The sequence below is a fragment of the Saccharopolyspora karakumensis genome, assembly GCF_004349225.1.
Taxonomy (GTDB): domain Bacteria; phylum Actinomycetota; class Actinomycetes; order Mycobacteriales; family Pseudonocardiaceae; genus Saccharopolyspora; species Saccharopolyspora endophytica.
In genome coordinates this window covers 77640-93630 of sequence record NZ_SMLA01000014.1, presented here as the reverse complement: position 1 = coordinate 93630, position 15991 = coordinate 77640, and the positions used below count along the sequence as shown (strand labels likewise).

Below are 15991 nucleotides of genomic sequence, written 5' to 3'. Positions count from 1 at the left end.
CCGCGCTGTTGACCAGCGTGGATGACATGCGAACCGTGCTGGCCGTCGTCTTCGACGGGGTGCTGAGCCTCGATCTCACCGGACCCGTCGAGGTCTTCGCCGGCGCCAACACGTGGTGGGCCGAGCGGGGCCCGGACAACGCCTACGAGATCAGGACCGCGAGCATCGGCGGAACCCCGGTGGGCACGTCCTCCGGGTTGGTGATCACACCGGACTCCGCCCTCGGCGACGGTCCCGCCGCCGACCTGCTGCTGGTTCCGGGCGGGGAGGGCGCCCGGGAACAGCCGGACGTCGTCGACTGGCTGCGCGGCAACGCCCGGCGAGCCGAACGGCTGGTCTCGGTGTGCAGCGGCGCGTTCCTGCGGGTCGACGCCACCACGACCTGGACGACCTCGGTGTGCACCGCCCCCAGTACGTGACCGCGGCGGGCGTGTCCGCGGGCATCGACATGGCCTTGCGGCTGGTGGCGCGCATCGCGGGCGATGCGGTCGCGCAGGGCGTGCAGCTGGGCACCGAGTACGACCCGCTGCCGCCGTTCGACGCCGGCTCGCCCGAGAAGGCTCCGTCACCCGTCGTGGAGTTCGTCGATACGCAACTGCGCCCCATGGTCGAGGGCCGGATCCCCGCCTGACGCGAACGGGCGACTCGACGGAGGTTCCGAGACCGTCGCGGTGTGGGCACCATGAGAACCACACCGCGCCGGGGCGGTCCTGCCGCTCTCCCGGCGCAGTTCCCGAGGAGGCTGCATGGCCGAGTTCCCCCCCATCACGCACGTGGCGATCACCGTGTCCGATCTCGAACGCAGCACCCGCTGGTACCGAGCCCTGTTCGGCTCAGAGCCCGTCCTGGACGAGGACGAGACCAGCGGCGGTTTCCACCACACCGTGTTCGCGCTCGCCGGCGGACAGCTGTTCGGTCTGCACACCCACCCCGGCGGAGCCAAGGGCGGGGCGTTCGACGAGCACCGCACCGGACTGGACCACGTGGCCTTCGCCTGTCGCGACCGGACCGAGTTGGAGAGCTGGTGCCACCGCCTCGATGACCTCGACATCCAGCACGGCGGCATCGTCGACGCCCACTACGGCTCCGGAGTGCAGTTCCGGGACCCCGACCACATCGCACTCGAGTTCTTCGCCCCACCGGCCTGAACCCCGCGCGAGCGCTCCGCGGTCCGACTAGTTGCTGAAGCGGCAAAGAACTTTGCTGATTCGTGCGGGGGTTGGGCATGGTGGTCGGTGGAGGTGGTCAGTGATGGAAAACAAGGGTCTGACCAGGTACGACGTGGTCGTCGTCGGGGGTGGTGCGGCCGGGCTGAACGCCGCGCTGATGCTGGGCAGGGCGCGTCGCAGCGTTCTGGTGATCGACGGCGAACAGCCCCGCAACGCCCCCGCCGCCCACATGCACGGGTTCCTCTCGCGCGATGGTGAGGCGCCCGCGGGCCTGCTCGCGGCCGGTCGTCGCGAGGTGGCCGGCTACGGGGGAGAGGTCCTTTTCGGAAAGGTGGTCGCGGCGCGCCGCGAGGGCTCGGGCTTCGTCGTCGAGACGGCCGACGGCCGGCGGGCGAGCGCGCGACGGCTGCTGCTGGCAACCGGGCTGCGCGACGAACTGCCCGACATTCCGGGGTTGGCGGAGAGGTGGGGCCGCGACGTGCTGCACTGCCCCTACTGCCACGGCTGGGAGTTCCGCGACGAGCCGATCGGCGTGCTGGCGACCAGTACGATGAGCGTGCACCAGACCCTGCTGTTCCGGCAGTGGAGCGAGCGAATCACCCTGCTGCTCAACGGGTCCGAGACGCCGTCCGGTGAGGACGCGGAGAAGCTCGCCGCTCGCGGCATCGACGTCGTCGCCGACCCGCTCGAGGAGTTGGAGGTCGTCGACGACGAGCTGACCGGGGCTCGCCTGGCGGGCGGGCGCGTCGTTCCGCTGCGGGCGCTGGCGGTGGCTCCGCGCATGGTCGCCCGGTCGGAACCGGCCGCCGATCTCGGGCTGCAACCCGAGGTGCACCCCAGCGGGGGTGCGTACATCCCGTCCGACGAGAACGGCCGGACGTCCGTGCCGGGCGTGTGGGTCGCGGGCAACACGACCGACCTGCGCGCCACCGTGATCGTCGCGGCGGCCGCTGGGGCGACCGTCGGCGGAATGATCAACATGGACCTGATCGGGGAGGAGACCGCCCGCGCCGTGGCGTCGGCGCGGGATCCGTTCACCGCGGCGGCGGAGAACCGGACCTGCGAGGTGGCGATGGGCGACAGCCGGCACGGAATGACGCACGACCAGGAGGAGCACGTGAGCGCAGCGGAGTGGGACGAGCGGTACGGCAGCCAGGAGCGGCTGTTCAGCGGAGCCGCCAACGACGCCCTCGTCGCCGAGGTCACCGGCATGCCGCCGGGGCAGGCGCTCGACGTCGGCTGCGGTGAAGGCGGCGACGCGATCTGGCTGGCCGAGCAGGGCTGGAAGGTGACCGCCACCGACATCTCGCGGGTGGCGGTCGAACGCGGTGCCGCGGTCGCTGCGGACCGCGCTGCCGAGGTCGCGGCCAACATCGCGTGGGTGCGCGCGGACCTCGCCGCCGAGCACCCACCGGCCCGTTCGTTCGACCTGGTCTCCGCGCAGTACTTCGCGCTGAAGAAGGAACGCGGCGAAGAGCCGGTGCGCGCCCTGCTGGCCGCTGTGGCCGAAGGCGGCACGCTGCTCCACGTCGGTCACGACCCCGCCGGGTTCCCGCCCGACGCCGAGTTCGACCCGGCCGAGTACGTGCTGCCCGCCGACGTCGCCAAGTTCCTCGACGAGGACTGGCAGGTGGAGGTCGACGAGACGCGTCCGCGCACCGGGCCCGGCAAGGAGGACCACCCGCACGACGTGGTGCTCAAGGCCCGTCGCGTGCGCTGAGTCAGGAGGCGCTGCGCAGGCTCACCCCGCCGCGCCAGACCTCGGCGACCTCGTGCACCGGGAGGTCCAGGGCATCGCACAGGCCCACCACGGTGCCGAACGCCGGGGTCGGCAGCCGGCCGGATTCGATCTTGCGCAGCGTCTCGGGGGAGATCCCCGCCGCGCGGGCGATCTCGACCGCGTCGCGTCCTGCGCGCGCGTCCCGCAGCATCGTGCCGACGCGCGCGCCGGACTCCACCTGATCAGGGGTGAGAGGAAGCCGTACCACGACTCGAAGGCTACGGTGGTATTTAAATACCTGCAAGTGCTAGGCTCGGTATTAAAATACCAATGCTGAGAGCCCTAGGAGTACGAGTGATCGAGTTGAAGACGCCGGCCGAGATCGACAAGATGCGCGTCACCGGCGGGTTCGTCGCCGAGATCCTCGCCGAGGTCGGGGACATGGCGAAGGTCGGCGTCAACTTGATGGACCTGGAGCACCACGCGCGCCGCCGGGTCGAGGAGCGCGGTGCCCAGTCCTGCTACTGGGACTACTCGCCGTCCTTCGGTGAAGGGCCGTTCCGCAACGTCATCTGCCTGTCGGTCAACGACGCCGTGCTGCACGGGCTCCCGCACGACTACGTGCTGCGCGACGGCGACGTGCTCACCGCGGACTTCGCGGTGAGCATCGACGGCTGGGTCGCCGACGCCGCCCGCACGGTCATCGTCGGCACCGACAAGGAGGAGGACCGCAGGCTGGTGCGCTCGACCGAGGAGGCGCTGCGCGCGGCGATCGACGTCGCCGAACCGGGCAACCGGCTCGGCGACGTCTCGGCCGCGATCGAGGCCGTCGCGACCGACTACGGCTACCCCGTCAACACCGAGTTCGGCGGGCACGGTCTCGGGCGCACCATGCACGAAGGGCCGCACGTGTCCAACCGCGGCAAGCCCGGCCGGGGCATGAAGCTGCAGCCAGGTCTGACCATCGCCATCGAGCCCTGGTTCGCGCGCACCACCGCCCGCATCGTCACCGACCCTGATGGCTGGACCCTGCGCTCGGCCGACGGCTCCAACACGGCCCACTCCGAGCACACCGTGGCGATCACCTCCGACGGCCCCCGGATCCTGACCCTTCCCTGACGCACTTGGCGATGACCGCCCGTGATGGCACTGGTGCCAAATGGGACGTTCGAGGCTTCCAGGCCCGTCGGGAATCACGGAAACGTCACCGCGAGTGGTGGTCTCGGGTGGTCTCTCGTGCGTGCGGAGAAGTCAACTACTCCGAACGGGTTGCGTGTGATCGCTCGTTGTTCGGGTAGCGTTCAAGATCGTGGCGGGCGCGATCGAATCGACCGGGGGCGGGTGGCCGTGCCTCGGACCGCGCCCGCGCGAAGTGACGGCCTGATGTACCGGCCGCATCCGTTCAGCTGGGTGCCCGCCGAGGGGCAGCGTCACGCCACCACCGACCCCAAGCCCCGCCACGGCTACCACGGCGTCACCGTGCGCACGCTGTGCTCCAAGAAGGTCACCGCCGACAACTCCGACATCGGCTGGCTGTGGCCCACCTGCCCGTCCTGCAACAGCGGAGCGCACGAGCTGGCCGGCGTCCCCGAGGCGGGCGACGGCGCGGACTGAGGACGCCGGCCCGGCGCGCGGCGGGCCGGCGCCGTCGCTCAGCTCAGGATGCGGTGGAAGAGCTCCAGCAGGGCCTCCCAGTGGCGCTCGGCCCCGGCCTCGTCGTAGGCGGCGGTGTCGGCCTGGGTGTAGCCGTGCGGCGCGCCCTCGTAGACCTCGGTGCGGAACCGGACACCGGCCTCGGTCAGCGCCTCGTCGAGCCGCTGGATCTGCTCCGGTGGCAGCGCGTGGTCCTGATCGGCGTGGCCGAAGTACAGCTCGGCGGTGATCTTCCCGGCGACCAGGTGCGGGCTGTTTTCGGCCTCGGTGGCCAGGTTGCCGCCGTGGAAACCACCCATCGCCGCCACGCGCTCGGGATAGGCCCCGGCCGTGCGGAGCGCCATCACAGCACCCATGCAGTAACCGGTGACCCCGACCGGCTCACCGGTGGTCAGCGGGCTGTCGGCCAGCCATTCCAGGTAGGCGCCGGCGTCGCGCGTGGCGAGCTCGGGCGTGAGCTGCTGCATGATCGGACCGATGGTCTGGAAGATCTCCGGCCGCGCACCCGGGTCGATGAACTCCGGCAGATCGAAGACCGGGGCCCGGCCCGCCCGGTAGAACAGGTTGGGCACCAGCACGGTGAACCCCTCGGCGGCCAGCCGGTCCGCCATGGCGCAGAGGTGCGGCCGCAGCCCGAAGGCATCCATGTAGAACAGCACCGCGGGATGCTTCCCGCCGCCCTCCGGATGTGTGAGGTACGCATCTGCCACGCCGTCCGGCGTGGTGATCTCCACCGAGGTTCCGCGTGCGGCAGTCATGGTGCTGTTCCTCCTCGCGGTTGACGCCGGACCGATCTAAACACTCGTTCACCAGCCGCGACGCACGGGGATCGGCAGCCGGGCGGAATGCCCGATCTGCCCGCGAGCGCCCGTGAACCGCCGATGGAGCCGTTCGTCCGGAACCCCCGCTGAGCGGCCTCCGTCCACACCGGACGAGGTGGCGCGACTGGAATTGTCGAACGCTCTCGGGCACTCTGTGCTGGTCGAACGTCCGAACATGGGAGTCCTGGGGCTTTGAGCGGCGATGAGCTCGTTTTAGAGCAGGAGCACCTGACCGAGTTGTACGCCCACGTGGACGCCCTGCGCGCGCAGGCGGCCGCCCGGGTCGACGCCGGTGGTGATCCCGACACCATCGCCGTCTGGAAGGCCGAGGTGTCGCGCCTGGACGGCATCGAGCACGGGCTGTGCTTCGGCCGGCTCGACATGAACGACGGGACCAGCGCCTACATCGGCAGGATCGGCGTGTTCCGCGATTCGGACGACGAGCAGCTGCTGGTCGACTGGCGAGCGCCGCTGGCCCGCGCCTTCTACACCGCCACGGCCGCCGATCCGCAGGGAGTCCGGCGCAGGCGCCGGATCACCACGCGTGGCCGTACCGTGGTGGCCGTCGACGACGAGCTGCTGGATTCCGACGGCACCGAGGAGCACCTGGTCGGCGAGGCCGCGCTGCTGGCGGCCGTGACCGCCGAGCGCACCGGCCGGATGCGCGAGATCGTCACGACCCTGCAGGCCGAGCAGGACGCCATCATCCGCTCGGCCGAGCGCGGCGTCCTGGTCGTGCAGGGCGGGCCGGGCACCGGCAAGACGGCGGTCGCGCTGCACCGCGTCGCCTACCTGCTCTACACGCACGAGCACCTGCGCAACAGGGGAGTGCTGGTGATCGGGCCGAGCCGGATCTTCCTCGACTACATCGGGCAGGTGCTGCCCGGTCTCGGCGAGAACCGGGTGATCGCCTCCACCATCGCCGAACTCGGCGGTGGCCTCGACGCCGACGCCGCTGATCCGGACGCCGAGCGCAAGGGATCGGCCCGGATGGCCGAGGAGATCGCCCACGCGATCCGCTCGCGGGTGCGGGTTCCCGACGAGCCGGTCGAGGTGACCTTCGAGGAGCAGGTGCTGTCGCTGGACCCGGCGACGTGCCGTCGGGCGGTGGGCAAGGCGCGCGAGGCCGCTCTGCCGCACAACCAGGCGCGATTGGTGTTCCAGAACGAGCTCGTCGGCTCGCTCGTGGACTCGCTCGTCCAGCGGATGGAATCGCTCGTGCTCAGCGAGGACGGTCGTGCCCTGGACGGAGGCAGCGCCGACGGGCGGCTGAGCGCGGCCGACCGCAACGCCCTCTCGGCCGCCGGCGTGATCGTCGATCCCGATGACGACACCCCTCGGGAGATGATCGACTCCGCGGACCGCGGGGCGCTGCGCGCTTCGCTGCTGGCCGACGACCGGGTGTTGGGCGCGCTCGACGAGCTGTGGCCGGAGCTGACGCCCGAGCACGTGCTGACCGACCTGATCGGTGCTGGTCGGCGCACCTCGGCCGACGTGCCGCTGCTCGACGAGGCCGCCGCGCTGCTCGGGCACGACGCGGGCACGGCCGTGTTCGGGCACGTCGTCGTCGATGAGGCGCAGGAGCTTTCGGAGATGCAGTGGCGGATGCTGATGCGCCGCTGCCCCTCCCGGTCGATGACCCTCGTCGGCGACCTCGCGCAGACGGGCAGCCCTTCCGGGGCCAGCTCGTGGGGTCGGATGCTGGCACCGCACGTGGCCGACCGGTGGCGACTGGCCGAGCTGACCGTGAACTACCGGACCCCGTCGGAGATCATGGCCGCGACCGAGGACCTGCTCGCCGGCACCGGTCTGCGGCCGCCGCGCTCGGTCCGGTCCTCCGGCGAGGTTCCGTGGCTGGAGCGGGTTTCCCGCGGGTCCCTGGCGGATCTGGTCGGCGAGGTCGTGGCCGAGCACGCGGAGGGTCAGCTCGCCGTGATCGCGCCGCCGGACCTGGTGGGCGAGCTCGCCTCGGTGGTGGGCGTGGGCCTGCCGCTCGACCTGACCGGCCCGGTCGTGGCGCTGGAGCCGAGCCAGGCCAAGGGGCTGGAGTTCGACTCGGTGCTCATCGTGGAGCCCGCCGCGATCCTCGGGGACGGCGGTTTCGGGCGGAGCGATCTCTACGTGTCGATGACGCGCGCGACCCGGAGGCTGGGCGTGGTCTGCGTGGACTCGGTTCCCGACCCGTTGGCGGGGATGACCTCCCGCGAGCCCGCGTCGGCGCCGCGCTGAGAAGCACGTCGCATCAGCCGCTTTCGGCTCGTCCTGGATCACCCCACCTAGTGTTCTGGGAGGTTGATGCGTCGGCAGTCCGCCCGTCCGTGATCGATGAACGCGATCAACGCGTCCACAACCTTGTCGGGCTGCTCGTCGGGGATGAAGTGCCCGGCATCTGGGATGACGACACCTGACACGTCGTCCGCCCAGGGGCTGATGGACGCGGCCATGTCGGGGATCGAGCCGTGGGAGCTGGAGATTCCCAGGGTCGGGACGGTCAAGTGCCCTCGTCCGAGAGCGTCGTGATTCCTGCGCGCCGATTCCGCGGCATCGCGGTAGTAGGCGAGAGACGCTCGGAGACCGCCCTCGGCCGCGATGGCGGCGGCGTAGTGGTCGATCTCGGCGCTGTCGAACGTGTTCGGGGACAGCGCCTTGGCCTTCAGGAACCAGTCGACGTAGTCGCGCTCGCGATCGGCGAGCAGCGTCTCGGGAAGATCGGACACCAGGTGGAAGGCGAAGTGCCAGGTCTTCCAGGCGCGGTCGGGATCCGTGGGGATGGCGTCCGGGAGGGTGATGCCGGGGATGCCGGCGTCGAGCAGAGCGACGCCGTGCAGGCGGTCTTCGTACTTCAGGGCTAGCGAGAAGGCGACCCAAGCCCCGATGTCGTGGGCGACGAGCCAGTGCTTCGGCACGTTGAGCGCAGTCAGCGCGGCTTGGACGCGCGAAGCGACGGTGTGCGTGTCGTAGCTGTCGTGGGGGCGGTCGGAGTGGCCTTGTCCTGGCAGGTCGAGCGCGATCACGCGGAATCGCTCGGCAAGGCCCGGCATCACCTTGCGCCACGCCCACCAGGTCTGCGGGAATCCGGCGAGCAGGACGACGGCAGGGCCCCTCGGCTGACCGCCTTCCACGGCGTGAAGTCGGATGCCGTCCGCGCCGACCCAGCGGTGGGTGAATCCCGCGAGATCGTGCAGCGGCAACCCGAAGATCGAGTTCTGGTCGCGAGAGCGGTTCGCGGTGGTCGCAGCGTCGGTCATGTCTCAAGCCTAACCCATCTTGAACCGATTGGTTCAAGATAGGATGGGCAGGGCACAACGGCCGGCTCACGAACGAGGTGCATGCGTGATGGCGGGGAAGAAGCAGTTCGACGTCGACACCGTGCTCGATGCGGCGATGGTCCAGTTCTGGCGAGCCGGGTACGCCGACACCTCCCTCGACGACCTCTCCAGGGCGACCGGGTTGAACCGCAGTTCCATCTACTCCTCGCTCGGCGACAAGGACTCGCTCTACCTGCGCTGCCTGGACCGCTACCTCACGCGCTACGGGGAGAGGTACGACCAGGCCCTGTCACGTGCGTCCGAGGACCCGCTGCGGGCGATGCGTGAGTTCTTCGAGGTCACGCTGCAGCGCATCGCCGACCCCGACCTGCCGGACGGATGCCTGGTCGTCCAGACCGCGATGGCGATACCGGTGCTAGGCGCTGACGTCGCCGCGCGCGCGAGCGAAGCTCTGGGCCTTCAGCGCGCGCGGCTGCGGACCGCATTGAGCGCCGGGAAGTTGGCCGACAGCGACGCCGACGACTTCGCCGTTCACATCGCGGCGGTCAACCAGTCGCTGGCCGTGATGAGCAGGGCCGGGGCGAGTCAGCAGCAGCTCCGCACGATCATCGACATCAGCATGAGCGCGCTCTCGCAGGCGTTGCACGCCCGGAGCTAGGGCCCGAGCTCCCAGTTCGTCGGCACTCCAGACCGAGCAAGTCCTGAGATGGCTCCGCCGCCTCAGGAACGGCCCCACGCCTTGTTCACCGAGTCGACGATGTGCTGGTACCCGGTGCAGCGGCAGATGTTGCCGCCCAGGAGTTCCCGGATGTCGGCGTCGGTGGGGTGGTCCTCCGGTTCGGCCGCGGCCAGCGTCGTGAGCAGGCCCGGGGTGCAGAAACCGCACTGCAGTCCGTGGCAGTCCTTGAACGCCTGCTGCATCGGGCTCAACCCGTTCTCCGGCGTGATCCCCTCGACGGTGGTGATCTCGCAGCCGTCGGCCTGCACCGCGAGGGTGATGCAGGACCGCGCGGGTTCACCGTCGATGAGCACGGTGCACGCACCGCAGATCCCGTGCTCGCAGCCGGCATGGGTGCCGGTGAGCGCCAGGTCGTCGCGCAGGAAGTCGACCAGCAATCGCCGGGCGGGCACCGGGCGGTGGATCTCGCGGCCGTTGACCGTCAGGGTGATGTCGCAGCTCGCGGTGGGTGTGTCAGGCATGGGTGATCTGCTCCAGAGCTCGCCGGGTGGCCGCGCGCAGGGCGGCGCGGCGGGTTTCGGGATCGGCGTGCACGTCTTCGGGCGGATCGACCGACTTCGCTGCGGCGTCGGTGGCGTCCTCGATCGACCCCGTCGAGAGCGGGCGGCCCAGCAGCGCCTGCTCGGCGGTGGGAAGGCGGCGGGCGGTGCCCGCGACTCCCAGCGCCGCGAGCCGAGCCCGGGCGACCTCGGGCCCGTCGAGCTCGACGACGGCTGCGAGACCGGCGAGGGCGAAATCTCCTGCGCGATGGGTGGTCTCGGCGAATCCGTGGCGGGTCTGCGGCCGGATGGGCCAGCGGGTTTCAGTGATGATCTCGGTCGGCCGCAGCGCCGTCTGGTACGGGGCCAGGAACAGGTCGGTCGCCGGGATCGTGCGGCGGCCGTCCGAGCCTGTGGCCACCACCTCGGCGTCGAGCGCGAGGGCGGCGGCGCAGAGCTCGGCCGCCGGGTCGGCGTGGGCCAGCGAGCCGCCGACGGTGCCGCGGGTGCGGATCTGGTGGTGGCCGACGTGGCGCAGGGCGTCCACCAGCAGCGGGCAGGTTCGTGCGACCAGCGAGGAGGTTTCAACCGCGCGCTGGCGCGTGGCCGGCCCGATCGCCAGCTGTTCGCCGTCGCGGTGCAGTTCGGCCAGGCCGGGCAGGCGGGTGATGTCGACCAGCGCGCTGGGCCGGGCCAGCCGGAAGTTCATCATCGGCAGCAGGCTCTGCCCACCGGCGAGGAGCTTGGCGTCCTCGTCGGCGGCCAGCAGCGCGATCGCGTCGGTGACGGTGCCCGGGCGGACGTAGTCGAACGGCGGCGGCTTCACGAGCGTGCCTCCTCGATCAAGCGGCGCACCACCGGTGGAGTCAGCGGGGTGGTGTCGATCCCGGTGACGCCCAGCGGTGCGAGCGCGTTCTCGATCGCCCCGGCGATCGCCGCGGGTGGGCCGATGATGCCGGCCTCTCCCGCTCCCTTGGCGCCGAACGGGGTCTCGGGAGCGGGACCGCCCCACTCCTCGACGAGCATCTCGGGAATCTCGCGGGCGCTGGGCAGCAGGTATTCCGCGAACGTGGTGGCCAGCGGCTGGCCGTCCTCGTAGGGGAGCTGTTCGTAGAGCGTTCCGCCGATGCCCTGCGCGACTCCGCCGTGGATCTGACCCGCGACGGTCAGCGGGTTGATGACGCGGCCGCAGTCGTGCACCACGGCGTAGCGCACCACCTCGACGACGCCGGTGCCGGCGTCGACGTGGACGACGGCGGTGTGAGTGGCGTTGGTGTAGCTGGCGGCGGCGTTCATCTTGCCGTCGGGGCGCGGCACGTGATCCAGGCCGGGCGGCTCGTAGACGGCGCGCGCCTCCAGTCCTGGCTCGACGCCGGGTGGGAGCTCGAACGTCCGGTTCAGGGCCGACTGCGCCACCTGGGTCCAGGAGACCGCGCTGCCGGGACTGCCCCTGACCTGGAAACGACCCTCGGTGAGTTCCAGGTCGTCCGGGGACGCCTCCAACAGGTGCGCGGCGATGTCGGTTCCCTTGCACCGCAACACCTCTGACGCGCGTTCGATCGCTCCGCCGGCCACGAGCGTACCGCGGCTCGCCCAGCTGCCCAGGCCGAACGGAGCCGTGTCGGTGTCGCCCATGACGACCCGGACCTGCTCGATCGGGATCGACAGCGACTCGGCGACGAGCGTGGCGACCATGGTGTGAGTGCCTTGGCCCATCGCCGAGATCCCGACGGCGACCGTGACGCCGCCGTCGGAGTCGAAGCGGATGTCGGCCGAGTCCTGGCTGCTCCAGGTTCCGGTGATGGAGAACGTGGTGGAGGCGACGCCCTCGACGTAGGTGGCGTAACCGACGCCCAAGTGCGTTCCGGGTTCGGCGGCGTCCCGTTCCTCGGCCAGCATCCGCTCGCCCAGCTCCACGGCGCGCTCGAACGCCTCGCGGTGGGTGCCGGACACCAGCCGGGCACCCGCGGCGGTCTCGTAGGGCAGGTCTTGCGGGGCGAGGATCATCCGCCGCCGCAACTCCAACGGGTCGATGTCCAGCTCGCGACCGATCTTGTCGACCAGCCGCTCGATCGCGAACGTCCCCTCCGGGGCGCCGAAACCCCGGTACCCGCCGGTCGGCGTCTTGTTGGTGACCACGCCCTGCACCGCGATGGCCTGGTGCGGGATCCGGTAGGGCCCGCACAGCGAACCGACCGCGACCAGGCTCGGTCCGTACCCGGCGGGGAAGATCTCGCCGGACCCGAGGTCGGTGCGCACCCGGCCGCGCAGCGCGGCGATCGTGCCGTCCTCGCGGACGGCCGCCGACAGGTCGATGCTGGTGTCGCGGGCGTGGGTGGCGGCGATCAGGTGCTCGTGCTGGTCCTCGATCCACCGGACCGGGCGGCGCAAGCGCATGGCCAGCCACGGGACGAGGTACTCCTCCGGGTAGATCTCGTTCTTCTGCCCGAACCCGCCACCGACGTCCGGCGTGATCACCCGGATGTCGCGCTCCCGCATGCCCAGGACGGTGGCGAGCATGGCGCGCACGACGTAGGCCGCCTGGGTCGAGGTCCACACCGTCAGCCGGTCGTCGCGGAATTCGGCCACCACACCGCGTCCTTCGAGCGGGACCGCCGAGTGGCGGTTCGTGGTGAACGTTCCGCTGACGGTGCGCAACCGCTCGAACGCGGCGTCCACCTCGGGGTCGTCGGGCTCGACCGACAGCAGCAGGTTGTCGCCCCAACCCGGGTACAGCATCTCGGCGTCGGGGGCGAGGGCGTCGTCGACGGTGTCCACGGTGGACAGCGGTTGCAGATCCGCGTCGACCAGTTCGGCGGCGTCCTCGGCGAGATAGCGGTCGTCGGCGACGACGACGGCCAGCGGACAGCCGACGTAGCGAACCCGATCGCGTGCGAGCGGGAAGTGCTGCACCGCCCGCACCCACGGCATCCGGTCCGGCACCGCGTCGAGATCCAGGTCCGCTCCGTCGAACACCGCGTGCACACCGGGCGAGGCGAGCGCGGCGGTCTTGTCGACGCCGCGCACCAGGGCGTGCGGGAGGTCGCTGCGCACGAAGGCGGCTTCCACCATGCCCGGCAGCACGACGTCGGCCACGTAGCGGCCTCGGCCGGTGAGCAGCCTGTCGTCCTCGACACGCGGTGCGCGCACGCCCAGCAGAGTGGGCCGCCCGCCTTGCATCACCTGCATCAGACCTCCCCAGTGGTCCGGCCGGACGGCTCAGGTGAGGGCCGTCACAGCGGTGGACTCACGGTAGCCTGCTGCAGCTGCGGGGACGTGCGCAATCCTCCGGATGGACGGCAGCCGGGGAGGTGCGTTCAGCTCAGGGTCTTGGCCAGTCTGCGCAGTCCCTCGGCGATGGTCTCGGGGGCGAAGGTGGTGAACGACAACCGCATCGTGGCGCGGTCGGGTTCGCCCACCTGGAACGCAGAGCCGGGAACGAACGCCACGTCGTGCCGAAGCGCCTCCTGCAGCACCTCGGCGGTGTCGACCTCGCCGGGAAGCCGCACCCACACGAACATCCCGCCCTCGGGCTCGGTGATCTCGGTGCCCGGCGGGGTGATCTCGCGCAGCCCGGTCAGCATCGCGTCCCGCCGCTCCCGGTAGGTCTCGCACAGCACGCGCACCCGCGCGTCGAGATCGGCGGTCGCGAGGTACTCGGCCGCCGCGGCCTGATCGATCGTGGAGGTGTGCAGGTCGGCGGCCTGCTTGAGGATCGTGAGCTGCTGCCGCAACTGCGCGGGCGCGCACAACCAGCCCACCCGCATGCCCGGCGAGACGATCTTGGAGAAGCTGCCCAGGTAGATCGACCGGTCCGGCACGCGCGCGGACAGCGGGCTCACCGGCCGGCCGCTGTAGCGGAGTTCGCCGTAGGGGTCGTCCTCGATCAGCCAGAAGTCGTGCCGCGCGGCGATGTCGGCGATCCGGTCGCGCCGCGCCTCGCCGATCGTGCGGCCGGTGGGGTTGGAGAACGTCGGGACCAGGTACAGCAGCGCCGGGCGTTCGTTGGCGGCGATGCGTTCCAGCGCCTCGGGGTCGATGCCCTCCGCGTCGGAGGGCACGGGCACGATCCGGGCCTGCGCGAGCTGGAAGCACTGCACGGCCGAGAGGTAGACGGGCTCCTCGACCAGCACCACGGCTCCGGGGTCCAGCAGCGCCGAGGCGACCAGGTTCAGGCCCTGCTGGGAACCGGTGGTGACCAGCAGGTCGTCGCCTCCGGTGGGCAGGCCCTGGCGGGTGAGGCGGTCGGCCACGATCTCCCGCAGCGCCGGGTCGCCTTCGGTGGGCGAGTACTGCAGCGTGCGGGTGGCGTCGGGATCGGCGAGGGCCCGCGCGAACGCGGCGCGCAGTCCGTCGGTGTCGAACAGCTCGGGCGCGGGAAGTCCGCCGGCGAAGGAGATCACACCGGGTCGGCGGGTCAGCGCGAGCAGGTCGCGCACAGGTGAGCTGGTGACCCCGTCCACACGGCTGGCACGGGCGAGAGAGGACATGAGTGCTCCTGGAACGACAGGCGATGGCGAGAAGCGGGGCGTCGGGCCGCAGTGTTGCCGCTGGCGCGCCTCACGGAACGGCTTCGCTGTTCGAGGAGCCGATCGGGATTCTAGGGCACCGGTTTCGGCCGGTCACCCGAATTTGGCGCGGCTCACTCGGCGATGAACCCGAATGGAATAGTTGCGTAACGAAACGATTCGATGTGATCCGGAACCGCCCCTGCGGTGCGACCATGCGGACAGGCGAGCGATTCTGGAGGACGTTGCAGTGCCATTACCCGTCGAGGTCGGGATCGGTGCCCGCGCCAGGATCGGCTACTCGTTCGGCTCGCTGGTCACAGGATCGTTCTCCACGGTGCCCGGTGTGCTCCTGCTTCCGTACCTGACCGACACCTTGGCCGTCCCCAGCGCGATCGCCGGTGCGATCGTGCTGCTGCCGAAGGTGTGGGACGTGGTGTTCAACCCGGTGGCCGGGAGGCTGTCGGACGCGAGCCTCGTGCGCCACGGCAGCCGACGACCGTTCCTGCTCTTCGGCGGTCTGGCCGTCGCGGTGCTGTTCGCGGGGATCTTCGCCCACCCCGGATTCGGTGACACCGCGCTGGACGCCGGTTACGTGATGGTGCTGTACCTGTTGTGCGCCACCGCGTTCGGGCTGTTCCAGGTGCCCTTCAACGCGCTGCCCGCCGAGCTCACCGATTCCTACGGCGAGCGCACCCGGCTCACCAGCTGGCGGATGGGGTTCCTGGCGGTGGCGGTGCTCCTGGCCGGAGGTGGTGCGCCCGGCATCGCCAACGGCATCGGGGGAGTGGCCGGCCACCGGGTGATGGGCGTGGTGATCGGGCTGGTCATCCTGCTCGGGGCGGTGCTGATGGTCCTGGGCGTCCGCGACGCTCCCGTCGGGCGGCGGCGCCCGGCCGCGCAGGGGTGGCGCGACCTGGTGAGCACGATGCGGCGGTGGCGTTCGTTCAGGCGCCTGGTGCTGGCCTATTCGGTGCAGGCTCTCGGACTCGGAACGCTGCTGGCCGGGGTCAGCTACGCGTCCCGTTACGTGTTCGGCGATCCGGCGGTGCAGACCTGGCTGTTCGTCGGGTTCGTCCTCCCGGCCCTGGTGACGATGCCGCTGTGGCCGAGGATCGGTGAGCGCCAGGGCAAGCTGTGGGGATTCCGCGCCGCCTGCATCACCTTCGGCGCGGCCTGCGCCGGGTTGTGCGCGGCGCTGGTGCTGCCTGTGGGCGTGTCGTTCGTGCTCGTCGCGCTCGCAGGGATCGGCTACGCGGGCATCCAGGTGTTCCCGCTGGCGATCATGCCGGACCTGATCACCGCCGAGGAGGAGCGAACCGGCGAGACCCGGGCAGGTGTGGCGGCCGGGGTGTGGACCGGCGCGGAGACCTTGGGCATGGCCCTCGGTCCGGGGCTCTTCGGTCTGGTGCTCGGAATCGGCGGTTACGTGTCCGGTGTGGACGGATCGGTCCCGCAACCGGACAGCGCGGTGACCGCGATCGTGCTCGGCTTCTCGCTGCTGCCGGGTGCGCTGGTGCTGCTGGGATTGCCGCTGCTGCGGCGCGACGTGCTGGAGGGTCGATGAGGTCCGCCGAAGAAGTCCTCGCCGAGCTGCCCCACTTCCGGCGCCTGGGCAGGCAGCAGGAGTTCC

General features: G+C 71.0%; 16 protein-coding genes. 9 read left to right on the top strand and 7 right to left on the bottom strand.

The features are described from left to right. The first annotated feature begins 26 nt into the window (after positions 1-26). From E1202_RS12615 to E1202_RS32815, 4 genes are all read left to right on the top strand, one after another. Positions 27-419, top strand: coding sequence for a DJ-1/PfpI family protein (locus E1202_RS12615; protein WP_132683155.1), 393 nt, complete (start codon positions 27-29; stop codon positions 417-419). Continuing rightward, complete coding sequence (locus E1202_RS12610; protein ID WP_235878171.1) at positions 398-631, top strand: type 1 glutamine amidotransferase family protein; 234 nt, start codon at positions 398-400, stop codon at positions 629-631. Before E1202_RS12615 ends, E1202_RS12610 begins: the two co-directional genes overlap by 22 nt. A 115-nt stretch (positions 632-746) precedes the next feature. Beyond that, the gene (locus tag E1202_RS12605; RefSeq protein ID WP_132683153.1) at positions 747-1148 is read left to right on the top strand and encodes a VOC family protein; all 402 of its coding nucleotides are present in this window, start codon (positions 747-749) and stop codon (positions 1146-1148) included. A 103-nt stretch (positions 1149-1251) separates the two neighbouring features. Beyond that, positions 1252-2889, top strand: a complete 1638-nt coding sequence (locus E1202_RS32815) for a bifunctional NAD(P)/FAD-dependent oxidoreductase/class I SAM-dependent methyltransferase (RefSeq protein ID WP_132683152.1) — start codon at positions 1252-1254, stop codon at positions 2887-2889. 1 nt (position 2890) lies between these two features. Here E1202_RS32815 and E1202_RS12595 read toward each other — a convergent pair whose 3' ends face one another. Further along, positions 2891-3157 carry a helix-turn-helix domain-containing protein gene (locus tag E1202_RS12595; RefSeq protein WP_132683150.1) on the bottom strand — a complete coding sequence of 89 codons (267 nt, stop codon included), beginning with the start codon at positions 3155-3157 and terminating at the stop codon, positions 2891-2893. Between the two features lie 86 nt (positions 3158-3243). Here E1202_RS12595 and map point away from each other — a divergent pair, with 86 nt between their 5' ends. Together map and E1202_RS12585 are read left to right on the top strand one after the other, a co-directional pair. Then, positions 3244-4008, top strand: coding sequence for a type I methionyl aminopeptidase (map, locus tag E1202_RS12590; protein WP_132683149.1), 765 nt, complete (start codon positions 3244-3246; stop codon positions 4006-4008). Between the two features lie 264 nt (positions 4009-4272). Next, positions 4273-4503, top strand: a complete 231-nt coding sequence (locus E1202_RS12585; protein WP_132683147.1) for a zinc finger protein — start codon at positions 4273-4275, stop codon at positions 4501-4503. Positions 4504-4541: 38 nt separating this feature from the next. Here the strand turns inward: E1202_RS12585 and E1202_RS12580 are convergent, their stop codons facing one another. Continuing rightward, the gene (locus tag E1202_RS12580; RefSeq protein WP_132683146.1) at positions 4542-5300 is read right to left on the bottom strand and encodes a dienelactone hydrolase family protein; all 759 of its coding nucleotides are present in this window, start codon (positions 5298-5300) and stop codon (positions 4542-4544) included. Positions 5301-5555: 255 nt separating this feature from the next. On the opposite strand from E1202_RS12580, the gene E1202_RS12575 reads away from it, so the two are divergent. After that, positions 5556-7592: a HelD family protein gene (locus E1202_RS12575; RefSeq protein WP_132683144.1), complete on the top strand. Its 2037-nt coding sequence runs from the start codon at positions 5556-5558 to the stop codon at positions 7590-7592. A gap of 47 nt (positions 7593-7639) precedes the next feature. Here the strand turns inward: E1202_RS12575 and E1202_RS12570 are convergent, their stop codons facing one another. Then, positions 7640-8611 carry an alpha/beta fold hydrolase gene (locus E1202_RS12570; RefSeq protein WP_132683143.1) on the bottom strand — a complete coding sequence of 324 codons (972 nt, stop codon included), beginning with the start codon at positions 8609-8611 and terminating at the stop codon, positions 7640-7642. A gap of 88 nt (positions 8612-8699) precedes the next feature. On the opposite strand from E1202_RS12570, the gene E1202_RS12565 reads away from it, so the two are divergent. Further along, on the top strand, positions 8700-9290 hold the full coding sequence (locus E1202_RS12565; protein ID WP_207918599.1) for a TetR/AcrR family transcriptional regulator: 591 nt from the start codon (positions 8700-8702) through the stop codon (positions 9288-9290). A 62-nt stretch (positions 9291-9352) separates the two neighbouring features. Here E1202_RS12565 and E1202_RS12560 read toward each other — a convergent pair whose 3' ends face one another. The 4 genes from E1202_RS12560 to E1202_RS12540 form a co-directional block, all read right to left on the bottom strand. Then, positions 9353-9832, bottom strand: a complete 480-nt coding sequence (locus E1202_RS12560) for a (2Fe-2S)-binding protein (protein ID WP_132683139.1) — start codon at positions 9830-9832, stop codon at positions 9353-9355. Beyond that, positions 9825-10676, bottom strand: coding sequence for an FAD binding domain-containing protein (locus E1202_RS31435; protein ID WP_165943844.1), 852 nt, complete (start codon positions 10674-10676; stop codon positions 9825-9827). Before E1202_RS31435 ends, E1202_RS12560 begins: the two co-directional genes overlap by 8 nt. Then, a complete protein-coding gene (locus tag E1202_RS12545) occupies positions 10673-13039 on the bottom strand; it encodes a xanthine dehydrogenase family protein molybdopterin-binding subunit (RefSeq protein WP_132683136.1) in 2367 nt (788 codons plus the stop codon). The genes E1202_RS31435 and E1202_RS12545 overlap by 4 nt, the downstream gene beginning before the upstream one ends. Before the next feature lie 128 nt (positions 13040-13167). Next, the gene (locus E1202_RS12540; protein WP_132683134.1) at positions 13168-14340 is read right to left on the bottom strand and encodes an aminotransferase-like domain-containing protein; all 1173 of its coding nucleotides are present in this window, start codon (positions 14338-14340) and stop codon (positions 13168-13170) included. 268 nt (positions 14341-14608) lie between these two features. Here E1202_RS12540 and E1202_RS12535 point away from each other — a divergent pair, with 268 nt between their 5' ends. Next, the gene (locus tag E1202_RS12535; protein WP_132683133.1) at positions 14609-15925 is read left to right on the top strand and encodes an MFS transporter; all 1317 of its coding nucleotides are present in this window, start codon (positions 14609-14611) and stop codon (positions 15923-15925) included. Positions 15926-15991: the final 66 nt, after the last annotated feature.

Bases quoted from the DNA above. Each gene is read 5' to 3' on its own strand.
- E1202_RS12615 (WP_132683155.1), top strand. From the start codon at position 27: ATGCGAACCGTGCTGGCCGTCGTCTTCGACGGGGTGCTGAGCCTCGAT.
- E1202_RS12605 (WP_132683153.1), top strand. From the start codon at position 747: ATGGCCGAGTTCCCCCCCATCACGCACGTGGCGATCACCGTGTCCGAT.
- E1202_RS32815 (WP_132683152.1), top strand. From the start codon at position 1,252: ATGGAAAACAAGGGTCTGACCAGGTACGACGTGGTCGTCGTCGGGGGT.
- E1202_RS12585 (WP_132683147.1), top strand. From the start codon at position 4,273: ATGTACCGGCCGCATCCGTTCAGCTGGGTGCCCGCCGAGGGGCAGCGT.
- E1202_RS12580 (WP_132683146.1), bottom strand. From the start codon at position 5,300: ATGACTGCCGCACGCGGAACCTCGGTGGAGATCACCACGCCGGACGGC.
- E1202_RS12570 (WP_132683143.1), bottom strand. From the start codon at position 8,611: ATGACCGACGCTGCGACCACCGCGAACCGCTCTCGCGACCAGAACTCG.
- E1202_RS12565 (WP_207918599.1), top strand. From the start codon at position 8,700: ATGGCGGGGAAGAAGCAGTTCGACGTCGACACCGTGCTCGATGCGGCG.
- E1202_RS12560 (WP_132683139.1), bottom strand. From the start codon at position 9,832: ATGCCTGACACACCCACCGCGAGCTGCGACATCACCCTGACGGTCAAC.
- E1202_RS12545 (WP_132683136.1), bottom strand. From the start codon at position 13,039: ATGCAGGTGATGCAAGGCGGGCGGCCCACTCTGCTGGGCGTGCGCGCA.
- E1202_RS12540 (WP_132683134.1), bottom strand. From the start codon at position 14,340: ATGTCCTCTCTCGCCCGTGCCAGCCGTGTGGACGGGGTCACCAGCTCA.